Below are 18,844 nucleotides of genomic sequence, written 5' to 3'. Positions count from 1 at the left end.
GCCCGCCTACGGTTCTGACCTTCGCCCGCCTGTCGTGGCACCACCGTCGGTGCCATCCGCTCCGGCCGGTCCGATCTCGGGTGCGCCGGTAGCGCCGTCGCCGGCGTCGTCCCCGTCGGCGGGCGGGCCGCTGGTCTCGCCGGTTGAGCGCACGGCAGCTGGGGCGGCCGCGGGACATGCCGGCGCGGGTTCGTCAGCGATGGCCAGCGCATCGGCAGCGTCCGCGGCAACGGGCGCGACGGCAGGCGCGGTGTCCGGCCGGGCGGCCGAACAGCAGCGGCTCCAGCGGCTCGTCGATGCGGTCGCTCGTCAGGAGCCGCGACTGTCATGGGCGGCCGGCCTCCGCGACGACGGCACCACGACGCTGGTCACCGATCTCGCCGGCGGGTGGATGCCGCCCCACGTCCGGTTGCCCGCCCACGTGACCCTGCTCGAGCCGACGCCGCGGCGCCATGACGCGAACGTCGTCGATCTGCTCGGCGCCATCACGGTTGCGGCCGCCCACCACGCCAACACCTACGTCGCAGAGCCTGGATTCGACGAACCCGCACTAAGCGGCGATCGACCGGCTCGCTCGGCCGCGCCGCACGTCGATGAGCTCGGCCCGACGTTGGTTGAAGCGGTGCGCCGCCGCGACGGACTACCGCGGATTGCGCAGGCCGTCGCCGCGCCCGCAGTGCGAAAGACGGGCGTGCTGGAACGCGAAGTCGAGATGTTGCGCGAATGTGTCGCCGACATTCAGCACTCGGTGATGACCGCATATCCCAAGCACGATCCAGCGGCCGTCGGCGATTGGATGCTTTTGGCGGCGATCGAGGCGCTGATCGACGGCCACGAATACCTGACGAATTACCACATGGCCTGGTTTGACGCGATCAGCCATCGAAGCGGTTCGTAGAGGGACCTCAATCCTCGGGTGAATACCGTTCTGGGCGGCTTATGCCAAAATGGCGGTACGAGTAATCGGCAGTGCCTGGATAAGCCTCGAACGTTTGCGGGCTTTCCGACTGGGGTGGAGGTGAGATTGTGGGTACTCCCGGCGGACCCATCCGATCCGATTTGCCAACCACTTTGGGGCTAGGTAGCGGACCACCAGCGTCTATTCCCAGGCCATTTCCTGTTCCGCCGGGCGGAGCCTCGCCTGTGGACGGCGGGCAGGGGATGGTCGGAGCGGCCGGCAACACCGGCGTCCCGCAAGACGCGGCAGATGCCGAAACGGCCGACGCGGATCGTCGCGCGCACGCGGCCGACGCCGCGGCGAAGTTCCCGGCCAATGAGGCAAACGGGCAGCAAGAGATGCAGATGATCCAGCAAATGCTGTCCAGCGTGACGGGCGCGATGGGTGGCGCGATGGGTGGCGTCATGGGGCCGATGACTCAGCTTCCCCAGCAGGCGATGCAGGCCGGCCAAAGCGCCCTTCAGCCGCTGATGAGCGCGGTTCAGGGTGCGCACGGCGCCGCATCTCTCGCCGACAGTGCTCACCTGGTCGACAGTGTCGGAGCCGGCGGCGCCGGGCTGGGAGGCGGCGCCGGGGGCGGTGCCGGCCTCGGCGGTGGCGGCACCGTTCCGGCCAGTTCACTTGGCCCGCCGCCGGTGCCGACATCATCGCCGCCGACGACCCCGGCCGGCGCCAAGGCCCCGATCATGCCGGCAACCGGCGGCATGCCCGCCATGCCCGGACAGACGGGAATGACCGGGATGCCGATGATGCCGCCGGGTGCAATGGGCGCCGGTGGCGAAGGCGGCAACAAAGACAAGCCGGTCGAGAAGCGGGTGACCGCCCCTGGCGTGCCCAACGGCCAGCCGGTAAAGGGCCGCCTGACGGTCCCGCCGAGCGCCCCGGGCAGCAAATCCAGCGAGGCCAAGCCGACGGTGGTCACCAACAGGCCCAACCGCCGGATCGTGATCATGCCGTCCGAGGACGAACCCAAGGACTAGCCAACAGGTGAGTGGTCGGGCACTGCGCCCGGCAGTAGGGTTCGCTACGTAATCGCGGCCGGCCGGCCCCAACTCACATTGGGTTGCCCGTTATTGACAGCGGAACTGTCGATACGTGCATGCTATTAGGTACGTCTGCAGCGACCGCGGATTCCGCGGCCAGGAGGGTGTGGGAGTACTAGCTCGAGTGTCCGGCAAGGATGCGGCGCCGTGGCGGCGCACAGGTGGATTGGGGCGGGGTAGTTGATGGCCGATCCCCTGAGAATGCAAGCGGTCGCGGCATTGGCCCGCGCCCACAATCTCTTCGCGGGCACCTCCCTAAGTCCGCGCATCGGTGGCGTTTCGGAGCAGACGGATGCGATAGCGCGACACGCACCTGCGCTGCCGCGCGCGGCGGCTACTCGCTCGGGCGCCGCGATCAAGCTGCTGAGCCACTCAAGCCACACCGACCGGGCGCTGGGGGCGATCGTCGCGGTCGCGCGGGCCGATCATGCGCACGGCCGCGCAGCGACGCGGGCGGTACTCGAAGCCGCCGAATCGGACGTGACCCCGGCCGCCGATACGCCGATCGGTCGGCGTGAGGCCATGGCGCGCACGGCGACGAGGTTGCGGACCCAGCATCAACACATCGCCCGATCGCGCAGGCGCGCAAGGCTGCTCGCCCTGCGCCTGCGCCGATTGCACTACCCGCGAAGGCGATCGATGCACAGAAACCAGGCCGCAGGCCGTCCCGCGGTCTTGGCGGCCATCCGTAAGGCCCTGGACATCAAGGGCATTCATGACCCGGCGGCGCGCGCCCGCTGGGAACGGGGCATGGATCTGGTGGCCCGCCGCGAGTCCAACTACAACGCCAACGCGATCAACGATTGGGATTCCAACGCGGCGCGGGGGACCCCCAGCCAGGGCGCGTGGCAATTCATCGCGCCCACGTTCGCGGCCTACCACCAGCCGGGGACCTCGCGCGACATCCACAACCTCGTCGCGCAGGCATGCGCGTTCATCAACTACGCGATGGGCCGCTACGGGGTCGCGGTCGACGCGTCGAATCTAGCCGATCGGATTCAGCAGGCCGATCCTCACCGAGCACCCAAGGGGTACTGAGCATGCCGCTGAGTTTGTCTAATCGCGACCAGAACTCTGGGCACCTGTTCTACAACCGGCGGCTGCGGGCCGCCACCACCCGCTTCACGGTGCGCATGAAACACGACGACCGCAAGCAGACGGCGGCGTTGGTGCTGTCAGTGCTCCTCGTGGCTATCGCCTCGGGCTGGATGCTGCTGCTGAATGTGCTGAAACCCACTGGCATCGTGGGGGATTCGGCAATCATCGGCGACCGCGACTCCGGGGCGCTCTACGCCAAGATCGACGGCCGGCTCTACCCGGCGCTGAACTTGACGTCCGCGCGGCTGGCGACGGGGACGGCGAATCAGCCGACCTGGGTGAAACCCGCCGAGATAGCGAAGTATCCGACCGGGCCGCTGGTCGGCATCCCCGGGGCGCCGGCGGCAATGCCGGTCCATCGGGGCGCGACCTCGGCCTGGGCGGTGTGCGACACCGCGGGACGCCCGCGCAGCCCGGAACGGCCGGTGGTGACCTCGATCGCCGGCCAGCTCGACGCCTACGACCGCGCCACACCGCTGCGCGACGACGCCGGGCTGCTGGTCACGTTCGAGGGCAACACCTATGTCATCTGGGGCGGCAAGCGCTCCCAGATCGATCCGGTCAACCGGGCGGTCACGCTCAGCCTGGGGCTCGACCCGGGAGTGACGCTGCCGGTGGAGATTTCGCGAGCCCTCTACGACGCGCTGCCGGCGACCGAACCGCTCGGCGTCCCCCAGGTACCCCTGGCGGGCACGCCATCGACGTGGGTTTCGGGATCACAGGTGGGCGCGGTGCTGCAGGCCCAAACCGCCAGCGGCGGCAAGCAGTTCTACGTCCTGTTGCCCGAGGGGGTGCAAAAGGTCACCAGCTTCGTGGCGGACCTGTTGCGCAGCGCCAACTCGTACGGGTCGACCGCGCCGCGCGTGGTGACCCCCGACGTGCTGGTCAACATCCCGGAGGTGAGCTCGTTGGCCGTCGACTACTACCCGACCAAGCGCCTGAATTTCATTGACACCGCGGCCGATCCGACGACCTGCGTCGGCTGGGAGAAGGCGTCGACGGATCCGCGGGCCCGCGTCGTGGTCTACAACGGGCGCGGTCTGCCGACACCGTCCTACCTGGACAACCGAATCGTTCATCTGGTGCGTGACGACAACGACCCGGCATCAGTGGTCGCCAACCAGGTGCTGGTGTTGCCGGGTGCGGCGAATTTCGTGACATCGACCAGCGGCGTGGTCACTTCCGACTCCCGCGAATCGCTGTTCTGGGTGTCCGACAACGGGGTTCGGTTCGGGATCGCCAACGACGAGACGACGCTGCGGGCGCTCGGGCTTGACCCGGGCTCAGCGTTACAGGCGCCCTGGCCGCTGCTGCGCACGTTCGCTTCGGGTCCCGCGCTGTCCAGGGAGGCAGCGCTTTTGGCGCGTGACACCGTACCAGCGCTGGGCAAGGTGGCTGTGGTGACGACATCGGCGAAGCCGGGAGGCTAAAACATGTCCAAGAAAGCGTTCCCCATCAACCGCGTCAAGATCGAGCCGCCGAAACCGGTTCGGGTAGCACCCAGCGCGCCGATCGCGCTGCCGGAACGCGAGCCACGCAACATCTGGGTGATGATCGGTGTGCCGGCGCTGATCGTCGCGCTCATCGGCACCATCGTCATGCTTTATGTTTCCGGTGTCCGCAGCCTGACCACCGGCTTTTTCCCGCTGATGGGCATCGGCGCGTTCAGCATGCTGGCGTTCTCTGGCCGCTTCGGCCGCGCTCGCAAGATCACCTGGGGCGAAATGGAGAAGGGCCGTCGCCGCTACCTGCGCGATCTTGACGGCAACCGTGACGAAATCCAGACCGCGGTGTGCGCCCAACGCGAATGGCAGAACTCGGTGCATTCCGACCCGCGTGGCCTGGGCGCGATCATCGGCGGCCCGCGCATGTGGGAACGCGGCCGCGCCGACGCGGACTTCCTGGAGGCGCGGCTCGGCACGGGCGTGCAGCACGCACCGGACTCGGTGCTCTCGGTGACCTGGCCCGACATCGCCTCCGACGAGGAGCTCGAACCCGTCACCGGGCAGGCGCTGCGCGATTTCATCTTGGAGCAGCGCAAGATTCGCGACATCGCCAAGGTCGTGAACCTGCGGTCGTCCCCCGGCTTCAGCTTCGTGGGCGAGGACCTGGACCGGCTGCGATCGCTGATGCGCTCGGTGTTGTGCTCGCTGGCCGTCTTTCACAACCCGCGCGACGTCAAGCTGATGGTGGTGACGCGCAACCCCGAGGTGTGGTCGTGGATCGTCTGGCTGCCGCACAACCTGCACGACGAACTGTTCGACGCGTGCGGGTTTCGGCGCCTGGTCTTCGCCACGCCGGAGGAACTCGAAGAGACCCTGGGCGCCGAGCTGCACATGAAGGGCAAGCGTGGCGCCTGGACGCCGTTGGCCGCGGCCAGCCCCACCGCGATGGGGTCGGCCCTGGAAACCGCCACGGACACCGTCGATTTAGGCCCGCATTTGGTGATCGTCGACGACAACACCGGTAGCCCTGATGCCTGGGAGAGCGTCGTCGGCCAGGTCGGCAAGGCGGGAATCACCCTCCTGCGCATCGCCTCACGCGTCGGCACCGGCGTGGGCTTCGCCGCCGACCAGGTGTTCGAGCTCAGCGAGCGGCACAGGTCACCCAACGGTTCGGTCAATGGCGAAATCGCCCTGCACCGCAACGGCTCGGACTCCGACGGAGAAGACGGCCGCCCGGCGCCCCTGCTGCGGGTGCGCAACAAGTTCTTCGCGCACGCCGACCAGCTCTCCGTGCACCGCGCCTACCGCTACGCGCGGGCGATGGCGCGCTGGTCACCGACCAGCCGCAGCGAGATCGCTGATTCCGTCAGCGGCGCAACCGAATTGCTGCGCGCCCTGGGCATCAGCGACCCACGCGACCTGGACGTCGACCGGCTGTGGGCCGAGCGGCGCGGCCGCGGCGACGAGCGCTGGTGCGAGGTCCCCGTCGGGGCCAAACCCAACGGCGAGCTGCAGAACGTCACCATCCGCGCAAAGGACTTCGGCGGCTTCGGCTTTCATTCCGTGGTCATCGGCACCAGCGGCTCGGGTAAGTCGGAGTTCTTCTTGTCGCTGGTCTACGGCATCGCGCTGACCCACTCCCCGGAGACGTTCAACGTCATCTTCGTCGACATGAAGTTCGAGTCGGCGGCCCAGGACATCCTCGGCATCCCGCACGTCGTGGCCGCGCTGTCCAACCTCGGCAAGGACGAACGCCACCTGGCCGAGCGGATGCGCCGGGTCATCGACGGTGAGATCAAGCAACGCTACGAGCTGTTCACCTCGGTGGGCGCGCGCGACGCCAACGACTACGAGGAGATCCGCCTCGCCGGGCGCGACCTGCCCCCGGTGCCCGTCTTGCTCGTCATCGTCGACGAGTACCTGGAACTGTTCGCCAACCACGAGAAGTGGATCAACCTCATCATCCACATCGGCCAGGAGGGCCGCGGCGCCAACGTGTTCTTCATGCTCGGTGGCCAGCGCCTGGATCTGTCCTCGCTGCAAAAGGTCAAGTCCAACATCGCCTTCCGCATCGCACTGCGCGCCGAGTCGGGCGACGACAGCCGCGAGGTCATCGGCTCGGACGCCGCCTACCACCTGCCGTCGAAGGAGAACGGGTTCGGCCTGCTGAAGGTGGGGCCGCGCGACCTGGAGCCGTTCCGCTGCTTCTACCTCTCCGCTCCGTTCGTGGTGCCCAAGACCAAGGAAGTCGCCGAGACGGTCGACATGACCCTGACCAAGCCCCGGCTGTACAACTGGCAGTTCCAGCCGCTGGATGCCGCCGACGCCACCGCGTTGGAAGCCGCCGCCGCGGTGGACGCCGAGCCCGACGAATTCCTGTACTACGAGGACGGTTTCAAGCGGAAGAAGATCGTCGACGTGCTGCGGGAGTCGTTGCACAACGTGCCGCACCGCTCGCCGCGCCGGCCGTGGCTGGAGCCGCTGGAGAATCCGGAGCCGATTGACGTTCTGGTCGCGGGATACCGGGGCAAGCCCTGGCACGTCGACTACGGCCGCAACGCGGGCCTGATGTTCCCGGTGGGTGTGATGGACATTCCCGAAGAGTCCAAGCAGGTGGTGCACGCGGTCGACGCGCTGCGCAGCAACGTGATCGTCGTCGGGGCCAAGCAGCGCGGCAAGACGACGACCTTGATGACGCTGATGTGTTCGGCGGCAACGATGTACAGCCCCGCCCGCGTCACGTTCTTCTGCATCGGCGGGGCGACCCTCGCCCAGGCCGCGTCACTGCCGCACGTCACCGACATCGTCTCGCCGAAGGACGCCGAGGGCATCGAGCGCATTCTGAGCAGCATGGACGCCCTGATCGACGCGCGCGAAGATTCGTTCCGGCGGCTCAAGATCGACCTCGACGGATTCCGCGAGCGCCGGTTCGCGCCGGGCAGCGACGGCCTGGGCGGCACCGACGCCAACGACCCGTTCGGCGATGTCTTCGTGGTGGTCGACGACTATGACGACCTGTACTCGAAGGACACCGTCCTGGGCGACCGCATCATCTCGCTGAGCAGCCGCGGTCCCGAATACGGGGTGCACGTGATGTGCAGCGCCGGCGGCTGGATTCACGGGCAACGGCAAAGCCTGCTGCAAAACGCCACGGCGCGAATCCAATTGCGGTTGGCAGACCCGAGCGAAAGCCAGATGGGCCACTCGTCGCTCGAGTCGCGGGACGCGGCGCGGCGGACCCTGAATCGCCCCGGCTTCGGTCTGACCGACAGCTTGCACGAGCTGAGAGTCGGTATGCCGGCCCTGACCGACCCGGCCACCGGCGCGATGGTCAACATCGTCGACGTCGGCGCCCGCATCGCGGACGTCGCCGGCGTGACCAAGCACGCAACCCTGCAGCGGCTCCCGGCGCGGGTGGAACTCAAGGCGATCCTGGAATACGAGGCCGCCCACCCGACCGGGGACGACCTGTCGATCTCGTTTGCCATCGGCGAACGCCACGAACTGGGACCGGTCCCGATCAAGCTGCGCGAAAGCCCGGGGGTGATGATCCTGGGGCGGCAGGGCTGCGGAAAGACCTTGTCGCTGGTCTCAATTGGCGAGGCGATCATGAACCGCTTCAGCCCCGAGGAAGCGCAGCTGACCCTGATCGACCCCAAGACCGCCCCGCACGGCCTGCGCGATCTGCACGGGCCGGGTTATGTGCGCGCGTACGCCTACGACCAGGACGAGATCGACGAGGTGATCACCGCCCTGGCGCAGCAGGTGCTACTGCCCCGGCTGCCTCCCAAGGGTCTGAGCCAGGAGGAGCTACGCGCGCTCAAGCCGTGGGAAGGCGCACGGCATTTCGTGCTCATCGACGACATTGGGGATCTGCGCCCCGATCAGAGTTACCCGCCCAAGCCGCCGGTGGGAGCAGCGTTGTGGAAGCTGATGGAGCGTGCCCGCCAGATCGGCCTGCACGTGTTCACCACCCGCAACAGCGCGAACTGGGCGACGCTGCAAATGGATCCGTGGATCAGGTTCCAGAACTCGGCGAAAGTCGCTCAGCTCTATATGGACAACGACCCGCAGAACCGGATCAACCGCAACGTCCGCGCCCAGGCGCTGCCGCCGGGGCGGGGGCTGCTGGTGAGCGCCGACGGCGACGTCGAAGGCGTGCTGGTCGGGCTGCCGTCGTCGTTCACACCCCCGCAGTAACCAGCTGCGGCTCAGGCGTTTTCACCTCCGCGGCCGCGGCGCGGCGGGGAAGCGGACTCGGCCACCAGAACCACCGGCCCAGCAGCGCCACGATGGACGGCACGACGAACGCGCGCACCACGAGGGTATCGAGCAACAACCCGACCGCGATCGTCGTGCCGATCTGGGCGATGCTGAGCACGCTGCTACTCAGCAAGGCCAGCATGGTCAGGCCGAAGACGATGCCGGCGACCGTGACCACTCCGCCGGTGCCGCCGAAGGCGCGAATGATGCCGGTCCGAAGGCCCGCCGCCGCCTCCTGTTTGATGCGCAGCGCCAGCAACAGGTTGTAGTCGGCTCCGACGGCGATCAGCGCGATGAACGCGATCGGCGCCACGGCCCAATGCAGATCCTGATGAAGCAGGTGCTGCCAGATCAGCACGCTCGCACCAATGGCCGACGCGTAGGACAACACGACGGTGCCGACGACGACGAGCCCGGCGACCGGGCTGCGCAGCATCGCGGTGACGATCAAGAAGATGAGCACCAGCGCGGCACCGACCAGCAGGGTGGTGTCACCGGCGACGAAGCGCTGCAGATCGGCGGTCACCGGCCCGACACCGGCGAGGTCGACCTCCACCGGCGTCAGGGCGCCCTCCTTGGTGGCCTCCTTGATGGCGGTACGGACCTGGTCTGCCCGCTGGGCGCCGTCGGCGCCCCACTCCGACCCGTCGCCATAGACGAGAAGATAAGCGGCGCGGCCGTTCTCGGAGATCAGGCGGCTCAACACGGCTGCGTAACGCGGGTCGGTCAGCGCCCGCTGCGGCATATAAAAATCCGCCACGGCGCTGCCCTGGAACTGCGTGGCGATCTCGTTCATGTAGTCGGTCAGCTGACGCATCTGTGGTCCGAGCGTATCGGTCAGCGTCAGTAGGTCATGGGTAGCCGAACGAGCCTGTCCCAGGGCGTCTTTCATTGTCGTCACGCTCTGCGGCAGGCCGGCCATCGCCGCGGCGGCCGTGCTCGAGCCACTGGTCAGTTTCGTCGCGCCGGCGTCGAGCCGCGCCGAAGTCTGCACCAGGCTGTCGACGGGTTGCAGCACCCGGTCCACCGTCGAGCAGATCGGATTGGCGGCGCAGTCGGGCGTGCGCCCGACGACGTCGCGCAGCGGGTCGAGGTAGCCCGACACGGTGGTGACGTTGCGCTGCAATCCGTCCATCCCGGCGCGCATGTCTTCGGCGGCGCCGGACATGTCGGCCAAGCCCGCGCTGCCGCCGCGCAATCCCTTGCCGAGTCCGTCGACGGCAGTCTGGGTCTGCGCCAGCGCGCCGTCCAATTCGGAGACCCGCTGCAGACGCCGGGTCAGCGAGTCCATGGTGTCGCCGAACTGACGGCCGAGCACGCCGGCCTGATAGCTCAGCGTCGCCTGTTCGGGCACCTTGCCGTCGGGTCGGCTGGCGGACTGCACCGCACGCACGCCGGGGACGGCCATGATGTGGCGGGTGACCCGTTCGATCGCGATCAGGCCGGCCGGATTGCGCAGGTCGTGATCCGCCTGGATCGCGATGACATCGGGCAGCAGCGCGTTCGCGGCGAAATGCCGGTCGGCGCTGGCATAGCCGCGGTTGGAGTCGGTCGACGACGGCGTGGCGGCGGGCTCGTTGAAACCGATGCGCATGCCTGCCAGCGGGAGCGCGACGAGCAGGGTCAACCCCAACGCGGCAGCCAGGATCGGCCCGGGCCAGCGGGCCACGGAGGTGCCGACGCGGCGCCAGCGCCGCGCCGTGGTCGACGGGCGCGGTTCGAGATATCCGCGACGCACGGCCAACCCCATGAGCGCGGGGGTCAGGGTCAGCGCGGCCACCATGGTTGCCAGAATGCCGATGGCGCACGGCAATCCGGCGCTGCGGAACGAGCCCACATGCGCGAACACCAGGCAGGCCAGCGCCACCGACACGGTCAGCGCCGATCCGATCACGACGGGTGCGATCGAACGATAGGCCTGTGTGAGCGCCTGCTCCGGCGCGACGCCGCGGCGGCGCCCTTCGTGATAGCGGCCGACCAGGAAGATCGCGTAGTCGGTGCCCGCGCCCAGCGTCATGGCCGCCATGAGCGCCACCGAAAACAGCGACACCTCAACAATATTGGCCTGGCCCAGCGCGGCGACGATGGCGCGGGCCAGTGCCAGCGCGAGGCCGACCGAGATCAGCGGAATCGCGGCGGCCACCGGCGAGCGGTACACCATCAGCAACAACAGCAGGATGAGGCCGATCGTGGCGGCGGTGATCCCGAGCATCTGCCGGTCGATCGCGGAGAACTCGTCGACAATCGTGGCGCCCGGGCCGGTGACATGGACTTCGAGGCCGGCCGGGGGCGAAAGCTTCTGGACGGCGGCGCGCACGGAATTCACCGAGTCGCGAGCCTGGGAGGTGCCGAGCATTCCGGCCAGCCGCACCATCACGCTGACGGCCCGCCCGTCCGAGCTCTGCGCGCCCGCGGCCGTCGCGGGTTGGGACCAGAGATCGGTCACCGCATACACGTGACGGTGATCGGAACCCAGCGTCGTCGTCAGCGCGTCATAGAACTGGCGGTCGCTCGGTGTCAGCCGCTGATTGCGTTCCAGCACAACGTAAACGAAGTTGTTGCTGGGGGTCTGGTTGAACAGTTCGGCCGCGCGGGCGGCGGCCACCGCGCTGGGCGCGGCGGGCGGCATGAAGGATCGGGCGTGGGTCTCGACAACTCGTTCCAATTGGGGGACCGCTAGATTGGCGACGCCGGCCGCCAGCACCCACAGGCCCACGATCAGGATCGCGTAGCGGCCGGTCAGCCGCGCCAGCATCCCCGATCGGTCATGCAACGGTCTGCCGATCCCCGGCGGGCCCGCCGAAAAGGCCCACGGCCACGTGTTCGCCCCGAGAGAGCGATCGCACCCGGACCGAGCGGCGTGACCCGATCCTCACCAGCGCGTGCAGGCCGGGCTCGGCGGCTTCGAGGTCGGCTCGCACCTGTTCGGCCGACGCGCCCTCGTGGGCCGCCTGGTCCAGCTTGGCCACCAGCATGGTGATCCAGCGCTGGCCGAGCGAAAGCATCAGGCCTTCCGCGTCGCCGAACAGCGCGGGCACCTCGGATGAGTTGTCGATCAACACAAGTGCCGCCTGCGGGTCCGTCTCGGCGGCCTTGATGACTTCGGCCATGAAGGCCATGCGGTCGTGCAGCAGTGTCCATGTCATGACTCGACGTTAGGAAAGCGGCCGCCGGCTGCGCGTCGTGCCGAAGTTCAGTCTTTGTCTCCTACCACGGGCGGAGACGGGTGCCGACCTCGGCATGATGTGAGGAGACACGCGCTCTTCTAGGATTGGACGATGTTGCGCGCCGCCGCGGATCACGTGCGGGAGCAGCTTCGCCGACGCAGCGAGCTGATTCCCGTCGGCATCACGTGGACGTCGCTGATCGCGGTCGATGCCGCCCTCGTGCTCGGCGGCCTGATCGGGACGCTGCAGCGGCCAGTGTCCGACTGGCCCGTGGCGCTGACCGCGTTCGCCCTTGCCCTGTCGCCAGAGGTGATGTTTTTCGTCTTCAACACGAAGATCGTCCCGGGGCCGTTGTGGGCGGCCTGGTCGGCGGGCGCCGCGCTGACGCTCTTCGCCACATCGACGCCCATTCACGCTGATTTCGCACCCGCGTTGTTGGTCCTGATGGTCTTGTCCGTCGCGACGTTGGCGTCGGTCCTCGGCGGCTTCCTGGCCACCGCGTCCGCGGCCGCGATGTTGCTCACCGCGTCCGCGTTGCACCGCCTCGACGCGGTGGCGCTGTACCTGGGTTTCATCGCGGTGGCCTGGCTGCTCGGCTACCTGATGCGGACGCAGCGGCTGCTGCTGGCCGAACAGATCGAGGCGCAGGACATGCTCGCCGAGCATGCCGTCGCCGACGAACGGCGGCGCATCGCGCGCGAAGTGCACGACGTCATCGCGCATTCGCTCAGCATCACCCTGTTGCACGTGACCGGCGCGCGCCGCGCGCTACAGCAGGATCGCGACGTCGATGACGCGGTCGATGCGCTGGAACAGGCCGAAAAGCTCGGCCGCCAGGCGATGGCCGACATCCGCCGCACTGTCGGGCTGCTCGACAATTGGCCGACCAAAACGGCGCAGACCACGCCCGAACCCGGCCTCGACGATGTCCCGGCCCTCGTCCACGGTTTTCAGCAGGCCGGCCTGGCGGTCACGCTGTGCGTCGAAGGACCCACCGATCACGTGTCGGCCGCGGTCGGTCTCGCCCTCTACCGCATCACCCAGGAGTCGCTGGCCAACATCGCCAAGCATGCGCCTGAATCGAAAGCCAGTGTGGTGCTCGATATTTCGCCGGCGTCGGCCCGGCTCGCCGTCAGCAATCTGGTTCCGGCCGCGGTCGTGGCCGCGCCATCGCCGGAGGGACGCGGGCTGCGCGGCATGCGCCAGCGTGTGGACCTGCTCGGCGGCGCGCTTGACGCCGGCCCGACCCGCGACGGGTGGTCGGTGTGCGCCGAGATACCGCTACAGGAAGGCGACAGCACCTGGCGCCCGTGGTGGTGCAAGCAATGACCGACCCGGCACCCGAGATCACCGTGCTCCTGGTCGACGACCAAGACCTGGTGCGGTCGGGCCTGCGCCGGATCCTGCGCCGCAAGGACGGTTTCGTCATCGTCGCGGAGTGCGCGGACGGCGACGAGGTGCCCGCGGCAGTCGCCGAGCACCGCCCCGACGTCGTCGTGATGGACCTGCGGATGCGCCGCGTCGACGGCATCGAGGCCACCCGCAGGCTGGGCGGCAAGCCGCCGGTGCTCGCGCTCACCACCTTCAACGAGGACGAGCTGTTGTCGGGGGCGCTGCGCGCCGGCGCGGCCGGCTTCGTGCTCAAAGACTCCTCCGCCGAGGAGCTGATCCGCGCGGTGCGCGCGGTCGCCAGGGGAGACAGTTACCTGGATCCCGCGGTGACCTCGCGGGTGCTCACCACCTACCGCAAGGCGGCGCCCGGCCCGCGCGGCACCGCGCTCGCCGAGTTGACGAGCCGCGAGCTCGACGTCCTGACCTTGATGGGCCGGGGCCTGTCCAATACGGAAATCGCCGGCGAACTCTGCATTTCCGGCGTCACGGTCAAAAGCCACATCGGGCGGATCTTCGGCAAGCTCGACCTGCGGGATCGCGCAGCCGCGATCGTCTATGCGTACGACAACGGCATCGTCGCCCCGCGCTGAGGACCTACAGCGGAGCCGACTGTTCCGCGAGGTTCAGCATGACGTAGGCCATGCACACGAGGAAGTTCAGCACCACCATGATCAGGCCCGCGAGCATCAGCGAGCGGGCACCGCGTTGCTTGAGCCGCTTGTATCGCGCGGCTCGGGACTCGCGGTCGAGCTGAATCGCGATCAACGCGAAGTTCACGTTGATCAATTCGTGAGCGGCCAGCGGCGCGCCCGCCAGCATTTCTCGCAGCCGCTCCGGTGCCGTTCGAACACCCACCCGTTCGAAACTGTGGCACAGACGTCGTGCTCGCCGGCGGCGGAGCGTGTGATACGGCAGCCGTAGCTGACGCGAAAGTTGCCCTCGATCGTCCCCCCAGGGGTAAGACGGGGTCATCACAAGCGGGATTCTAAATCGCTCGGGGCCACTTTCGCCGTGTGAACACGAATTATGTTGCGAGAGATCATTTCGCCGAGCCGCCGCTCATTTGCTGAGCGGCCGGCAGGTCGAGGTAGCGCTCCAGGTTGCGGTGCATGTTGATCACGCGACGTTCCTCGCTGGACAACACCAAGTGAGTGAAGCCGGGCTGATGCATGCCGCGCTGCAACCCGGGCAGCACCGCGATGTCCTGGGTGAGCACAACTCCTGGTCCGGAGCCCGGCTCGGCCGCCTCGGCGGCCAGGCGCACGTCGGCCGGCTTGGAGCGTGGCGCGTCCGGCGCCATCCGGGTCATCAAGAACATCACCAGCTCGCCTTTATCGGGGTCGGCGCCGGGGCGCGAACACATGACGGTGAGGTGGTCGGCGTTGGTCAGCAAGGTCATGTTGGGAAACACGTTGTACTGGTGCAATCGGGTCATTCGGTCGGTGTCGGCCCAGGTGAGATCGACGCCGCGGCCCGCGGCGAAGGCCCGGGTCCGCTCGGCGATCACTTCGGCCACCGTCTGTCCGGGCCGGCGCTCGTCGGCGGGGAAGGGGGTGCCCTCGGCCGCGCCCATCAGCGCTCCCTGCGTGTAGACGTAGGCATCCCATACGTCTTCGTCGCTCAGCGTGCCGCCCAAGCGCGGGCTCGGGACGCCATAGGGCTGATCGGACTTGCCGGTGTGACCCCAAATCTGTTGCGGTGCATGGATATCGTCGACACAACGCAGCAGTTCGGGATGCAGGGTCTGGATGTGGTAGGTCTCGCTGTAGCCGTCGGCGATCGTTTTCCAGTTGGCGTCGACGTCGACCGTGAGCGTGGCGTAGCAGCGAAAGTCCTCCAGACGGCACCAGGCGATGTCGTCGGGCATCTCCTCCAGGTACTCGATCAGGGGCATTGCGCCCATGTCGAGGTTGACGAAGACGAGCCCGGCCCACGTCTCGACCCGGGCCGGTATCAGCGGGAAGTCGGACAGGCGCAGCGAGCCGAAGCCCTTGCGGTCCGGCACCCGTTTGAGCGCACCGGCCAGGTCCCACGTCCACCCGTGATAACCACACTTGAGTTCGCGCAGGCCCGAACCCGAGCCCGTGCACAACGAATTGCCGCGATGTCGGCACACGTTCTGGAACGCGCGGAGCTCTCCATCGTCGTCGCGGACGATCAGCACCCCGTACGGCCCGCAGCGGTACTCGAAATAGTCGCCGGGCGCCGCGACGTGGTCGACCATGCACGCTAGCTGCCACACCCGGGGCCACATCCGTTCCACCTCGAGCGCGGCGAAGGCGGGTGAGTAGTAACGCTCAGCCGGCACCAGCGTCGGGTTCTCCGGCGGGGTGCCGATCGCATCCTCCTGGTGGTGCGAGCGGGTGCGCGTCGGATTGCCGGCGGCCGTTGCCATGGGGCGGAGCTCTCAGCGGGCCCCGCGTACCAGGCGTCCGGGCCGGGCCCCGGTGTCGACGTCTTTGCGGCGGGTGACGGTTCCGCTGACGATGGTCGCGGCATAGCCGCTGGCGCCCTGCAGGATCCGGTTCCCGCCGGCCGGCAGGTCGAAGGCCATCGCCGCCGGGTGCAGGGTGAGGGCGTCCATGTCGATGACGTTGATGTCGGCCTTCTTGCCGGGCTCGATGGTGCCGCGGTCGGTGAGCCCGAACAGGTGGGCGGTGTCGCGGGACTGCTTGCGAATCACGTACTCCAGCGACAGCTTGTCGCCGCGGTGCCGGTCCCGGGCCCAGTGCGTGAGCAGGAAGGTCGGATAGGACGCGTCGCAAATCATCCCGCAGTGGGCGCCGCCGTCGGACAGTCCGAGCACGCCGGCGGGGTGCAGCATCATCTCGCGGATCGCGTCGTGGTTGCCGTCGGCGTAGTTGAACAGCGGCAGCATCAGCATGTTGGTCGCGTTGGACTCGAGCATGAGGTCGTACAGCGTGGACAGCGGGTCCTCGCCGCGGGCCTTGGCGATCGCGGCGACGGTGCGGTCCGGGGTGGGCTCGTAGTCGGGCGGATTGCCGAGCGCATATAGCCGGCCGAGCGAGTGCTGCACCAGGGCGAACATCCCGTCGAACAACAGCGTGGGATCGGCGGGCAGGTCGTCCTCGGACAGGATCGCCGCCTTCACCGCGGGGTCGGCCAGGCGCTGCGCGAGCTCCTCGCGGCTGCACTCCGCTTTGAGGCGACGGTAGGTGGGCCGGTGGCTGAATCCGTGGTGGCCCTGGAATCCGATCATCATGCCGAACGGGCGCGCCGCGATCTGCGGATACAGCCGCGCGCCCGCGGCGTGCGCGTCTGCGGACAGGTCCAGCATCTCGCGCCACAGGTTGGGATCGGCGTCCACTTGGATGAGGGCGAACGACACCGGCCGGTCGATCTCGCCGCTCAACCGTCGCATCCAGGCCAGTTCCTTCTTCGGGCCGATGATGTCCTCGCCCGCGGCACCCTGCGGGGCCAGCTCGAACACCGCCTGGCCGCCGGCGGCCATGGCCCGACCGAGGCCAAACAGCTCGTCCTCGGCGGCGAACGTGCCCGGTACGGGCTCGCCGTCCATGGCGCGATGCCCCATCGTGCGTGACGTCGAGAAGCCGAGCGCCCCGGCTTCGATCGCCTCGCGGACCAGCCGGCCCATGGCCTCGATGTCGTCGGGGGTGGCGGGCTCGTTGCGGGCCCCCCGCTCGCCCATCGCGTAGGCGCGGATGGCGCCGTGGGCGACCTGGCTGCCCACGTCGACGGAGAACTTCTGCTTGCCGATCGCGTCGAGGTACTCCGGGTAGGTCTCCCAGCCCCAGGTGATGCCCTCGGTGAGCGCGGTGCCGGGAATGTCTTCGACGCCCTCCATCAGTTCGATCAGCCACTGCTCGGTGCCGGGCCGCACGGGCGCGAAGCCGACGCCGCAGTTACCGGTCACGATCGTCGTGACGCCATGGCCGCTGGACGGCTCCAGCAGGCCGTCCCAGGTCACCTGGCCGTCGTAGTGGGTGTGGATGTCCACGAAACCGGGGGCCACCACATGCCCTGTCGCATCGATGGTTTCGGCCGCCTCCCCGCCCATCTCGGGCCCGTCAGCGGAGCGGCGGACGACGTCGACGATCTTGCCGCCCTTGATACCGATGTCGGCGCGGTAGCGCTCGGCTCCCGTGCCGTCGACGATGGTTCCACCGGTGATTTTGAGGTCGAACATGAGACTCCTCTTCGCCGCCGCGGGCTGTCTCGGAGGGCTGAGCGGAAGGCATACCGCATTTCGCTACGGTAGGTAGCGTAACTCGTCGCGCGGCGAAGGCAATAGCTTCAGCGGAATTCGCACGCCCTACAGAGAACTCTTCAGGGCGGCGACGGTTTCCAGGTCGTCGAGCGCGGCGACGCCCCGGCGCAGGCCTTCCATGGCGATGTCTTCGACCTGCATTCCGCCCATCCCGGTGGTGATCAGCGGGGCGACATAGGCATACAGCGCGCCCTGGCGGAACCGCAGCCACAGGTCGTCGCGGTCCAGCTCGGGGCCGCCCGCCGCCACCAGCGCCCGCCGGTAGTCGTCGAGCAGGTCGCGTTGGCTGGCCCGCCGGTCCTCCGGGGTCAGGCTGGTGATCAGGGTGTAGGCGAGCTCGCGGCTCGGGTGCCCGCGTCGCACCGCCTGCCAGTCCAGCAGTCCGGCTTTGCCGCCGTGGAAGTACATGTTGCCGGGATGGGCGTCGCCGTGCATGACGGTGTGCGGGGGAGTGTCGATGAGCGCGGCGACGGCGCGGTAGTTGTCGGCGATGAAGGCCCCAGTGTCGACCTTCGGATCGACAGAGCAAGTGGTGCGCTCGGCAAGGCGCTTGATCGAGGTGTGCATCAGCGAGCCGGTCAGCAGGGACGTCACGTCCCCGGACGGCGTGTACAGCCAGCCCAGGGACCCGCGCCCATCGCGCGGCAGCCGGCCCCAGAACGTGGCGTGCAGTTCGGCCAGCAGCTCAACGATGAGGCCGGCCTGGTCGGTCGACAGCGGGTGCAAGGTGTCCGGGAATTCGCACGACTCGGCCGGCAGATCCTCCAGCACCAGCAGGTACCGGCCCGTCCACGGGTCGAACGCCGCGCCGTAGCAGTAGGGGACGCCGATGACCTGCGGCGCGAGCTCGCGATAGAAGCGCACCTCGGTGTGCCCGAGCCGGCCGAGCTCACCCATCAGCCGCGTGGCGGCGGTCTTCGCCGCGACCTTGACGAACACCGACTCCGGGACGTCCTTGCCGGTCAGCACCAGCCGGGCCCGCGAGGACGTGCCCGCGTCGCTGCTCAGCACGCGCATCGACCGGACCGTGGTTCCCATGACGCGGGAGAGCACCGCGGGATCGATCTCCTCGACGGTCCGGGGCAAGCCGAATCGGCCGCCCACCACCGCATCGGTCGCCACCCGGCCCGCGCCGCGGCCCAGGTGGGCGGCCAGTCCGAGGAGAGAGAAAGCTTGTCCCACAGAGGTTTTCATGTCCACCCATCCCGGTTTTCAACGCGACCCCGCCG

13 protein-coding genes are annotated in these 18,844 nt (G+C 68.5%); 7 read left to right on the top strand and 6 right to left on the bottom strand.

Annotated elements, in window-relative coordinates:
* Positions 1-199: 199 nt before the first annotated feature.
* From G6N26_RS26180 to eccCa, 5 genes are all read left to right on the top strand, one after another.
* On the top strand, positions 200-898 hold the full coding sequence (locus tag G6N26_RS26180; protein WP_232067483.1) for a DUF5631 domain-containing protein: 699 nt from the start codon (positions 200-202) through the stop codon (positions 896-898).
* A gap of 263 nt (positions 899-1,161) precedes the next feature.
* On the top strand, positions 1,162-1,938 hold the full coding sequence (locus G6N26_RS17710; protein WP_083015800.1) for a hypothetical protein: 777 nt from the start codon (positions 1,162-1,164) through the stop codon (positions 1,936-1,938).
* A gap of 246 nt (positions 1,939-2,184) precedes the next feature.
* Positions 2,185-3,039: a transglycosylase SLT domain-containing protein gene (locus tag G6N26_RS17705; RefSeq protein ID WP_232067481.1), complete on the top strand. Its 855-nt coding sequence runs from the start codon at positions 2,185-2,187 to the stop codon at positions 3,037-3,039.
* A gap of 2 nt (positions 3,040-3,041) precedes the next feature.
* Positions 3,042-4,529, top strand: coding sequence for a type VII secretion protein EccB (gene eccB / locus G6N26_RS17700; protein ID WP_083015805.1), 1,488 nt, complete (start codon positions 3,042-3,044; stop codon positions 4,527-4,529).
* Positions 4,530-4,532: 3 nt separating this feature from the next.
* Complete coding sequence (gene eccCa / locus G6N26_RS17695; RefSeq protein ID WP_067168074.1) at positions 4,533-8,744, top strand: type VII secretion protein EccCa; 4,212 nt, start codon at positions 4,533-4,535, stop codon at positions 8,742-8,744.
* On the opposite strand, the gene G6N26_RS17690 is transcribed toward eccCa, so the two are convergent.
* Both G6N26_RS17690 and G6N26_RS17685 read right to left on the bottom strand, forming a co-directional pair.
* A complete protein-coding gene (locus G6N26_RS17690) occupies positions 8,728-11,580 on the bottom strand; it encodes an MMPL/RND family transporter (protein WP_083015809.1) in 2,853 nt (950 codons plus the stop codon). The two genes, eccCa and G6N26_RS17690, sit on opposite strands and share 17 nt — an antisense overlap.
* Positions 11,573-11,953 carry a hypothetical protein gene (locus G6N26_RS17685; RefSeq protein WP_067168072.1) on the bottom strand — a complete coding sequence of 127 codons (381 nt, stop codon included), beginning with the start codon at positions 11,951-11,953 and terminating at the stop codon, positions 11,573-11,575. The genes G6N26_RS17690 and G6N26_RS17685 overlap by 8 nt, the downstream gene beginning before the upstream one ends.
* Positions 11,954-12,085: 132 nt before the next feature.
* Here G6N26_RS17685 and G6N26_RS17680 point away from each other — a divergent pair, with 132 nt between their 5' ends.
* On the top strand, positions 12,086-13,303 hold the full coding sequence (locus tag G6N26_RS17680; protein WP_067168071.1) for a sensor histidine kinase: 1,218 nt from the start codon (positions 12,086-12,088) through the stop codon (positions 13,301-13,303).
* Entirely contained in the window at positions 13,300-13,956 is a 657-nt protein-coding gene (locus G6N26_RS17675) for a response regulator transcription factor (protein WP_067168070.1), read from the top strand. Before G6N26_RS17680 ends, G6N26_RS17675 begins: the two co-directional genes overlap by 4 nt.
* A 4-nt stretch (positions 13,957-13,960) precedes the next feature.
* Here G6N26_RS17675 and G6N26_RS17670 read toward each other — a convergent pair whose 3' ends face one another.
* From G6N26_RS17670 to G6N26_RS17655, 4 genes are all read right to left on the bottom strand, one after another.
* Positions 13,961-14,221 carry a hypothetical protein gene (locus tag G6N26_RS17670; protein ID WP_020824014.1) on the bottom strand — a complete coding sequence of 87 codons (261 nt, stop codon included), beginning with the start codon at positions 14,219-14,221 and terminating at the stop codon, positions 13,961-13,963.
* A 184-nt stretch (positions 14,222-14,405) separates the two neighbouring features.
* Positions 14,406-15,761: an aromatic ring-hydroxylating oxygenase subunit alpha gene (locus G6N26_RS17665; RefSeq protein ID WP_083015812.1), complete on the bottom strand. Its 1,356-nt coding sequence runs from the start codon at positions 15,759-15,761 to the stop codon at positions 14,406-14,408.
* 12 nt (positions 15,762-15,773) lie between these two features.
* Positions 15,774-17,534 (bottom strand): N-acyl-D-amino-acid deacylase family protein, encoded by a 1,761-nt coding sequence (locus tag G6N26_RS17660; RefSeq protein ID WP_083015816.1) that lies wholly within the window; start codon positions 17,532-17,534, stop codon positions 15,774-15,776.
* Positions 17,535-17,660: 126 nt separating this feature from the next.
* On the bottom strand, positions 17,661-18,809 hold the full coding sequence (locus G6N26_RS17655) for a phosphotransferase (RefSeq protein ID WP_083015819.1): 1,149 nt from the start codon (positions 18,807-18,809) through the stop codon (positions 17,661-17,663).
* Positions 18,810-18,844 lie beyond the last annotated feature (35 nt).

This window comes from Mycobacterium marseillense, from assembly GCF_010731675.1.
In the GTDB taxonomy this organism is placed as follows: Bacteria; Actinomycetota; Actinomycetes; order Mycobacteriales; family Mycobacteriaceae; genus Mycobacterium; species Mycobacterium marseillense.
Note: the sequence above shows the minus strand (reverse complement) of the source record. Positions and strands in the feature narration are given on the sequence as shown.

Excerpts from the sequence above, each read along its gene's own strand:
- G6N26_RS26180 (WP_232067483.1), top strand. The coding sequence starts at position 200 with ATGGCCAGCGCATCGGCAGCGTCCGCGGCAACGGGCGCGACGGCAGGC.
- G6N26_RS17710 (WP_083015800.1), top strand. The coding sequence starts at position 1,162 with ATGGTCGGAGCGGCCGGCAACACCGGCGTCCCGCAAGACGCGGCAGAT.
- G6N26_RS17705 (WP_232067481.1), top strand. The coding sequence starts at position 2,185 with ATGGCCGATCCCCTGAGAATGCAAGCGGTCGCGGCATTGGCCCGCGCC.
- eccB (WP_083015805.1), top strand. The coding sequence starts at position 3,042 with ATGCCGCTGAGTTTGTCTAATCGCGACCAGAACTCTGGGCACCTGTTC.
- eccCa (WP_067168074.1), top strand. The coding sequence starts at position 4,533 with ATGTCCAAGAAAGCGTTCCCCATCAACCGCGTCAAGATCGAGCCGCCG.
- G6N26_RS17685 (WP_067168072.1), bottom strand. The coding sequence starts at position 11,953 with ATGACATGGACACTGCTGCACGACCGCATGGCCTTCATGGCCGAAGTC.
- G6N26_RS17680 (WP_067168071.1), top strand. The coding sequence starts at position 12,086 with ATGTTGCGCGCCGCCGCGGATCACGTGCGGGAGCAGCTTCGCCGACGC.
- G6N26_RS17675 (WP_067168070.1), top strand. The coding sequence starts at position 13,300 with ATGACCGACCCGGCACCCGAGATCACCGTGCTCCTGGTCGACGACCAA.
- G6N26_RS17665 (WP_083015812.1), bottom strand. The coding sequence starts at position 15,761 with ATGGCAACGGCCGCCGGCAATCCGACGCGCACCCGCTCGCACCACCAG.
- G6N26_RS17660 (WP_083015816.1), bottom strand. The coding sequence starts at position 17,534 with ATGTTCGACCTCAAAATCACCGGTGGAACCATCGTCGACGGCACGGGA.
- G6N26_RS17655 (WP_083015819.1), bottom strand. The coding sequence starts at position 18,809 with ATGAAAACCTCTGTGGGACAAGCTTTCTCTCTCCTCGGACTGGCCGCC.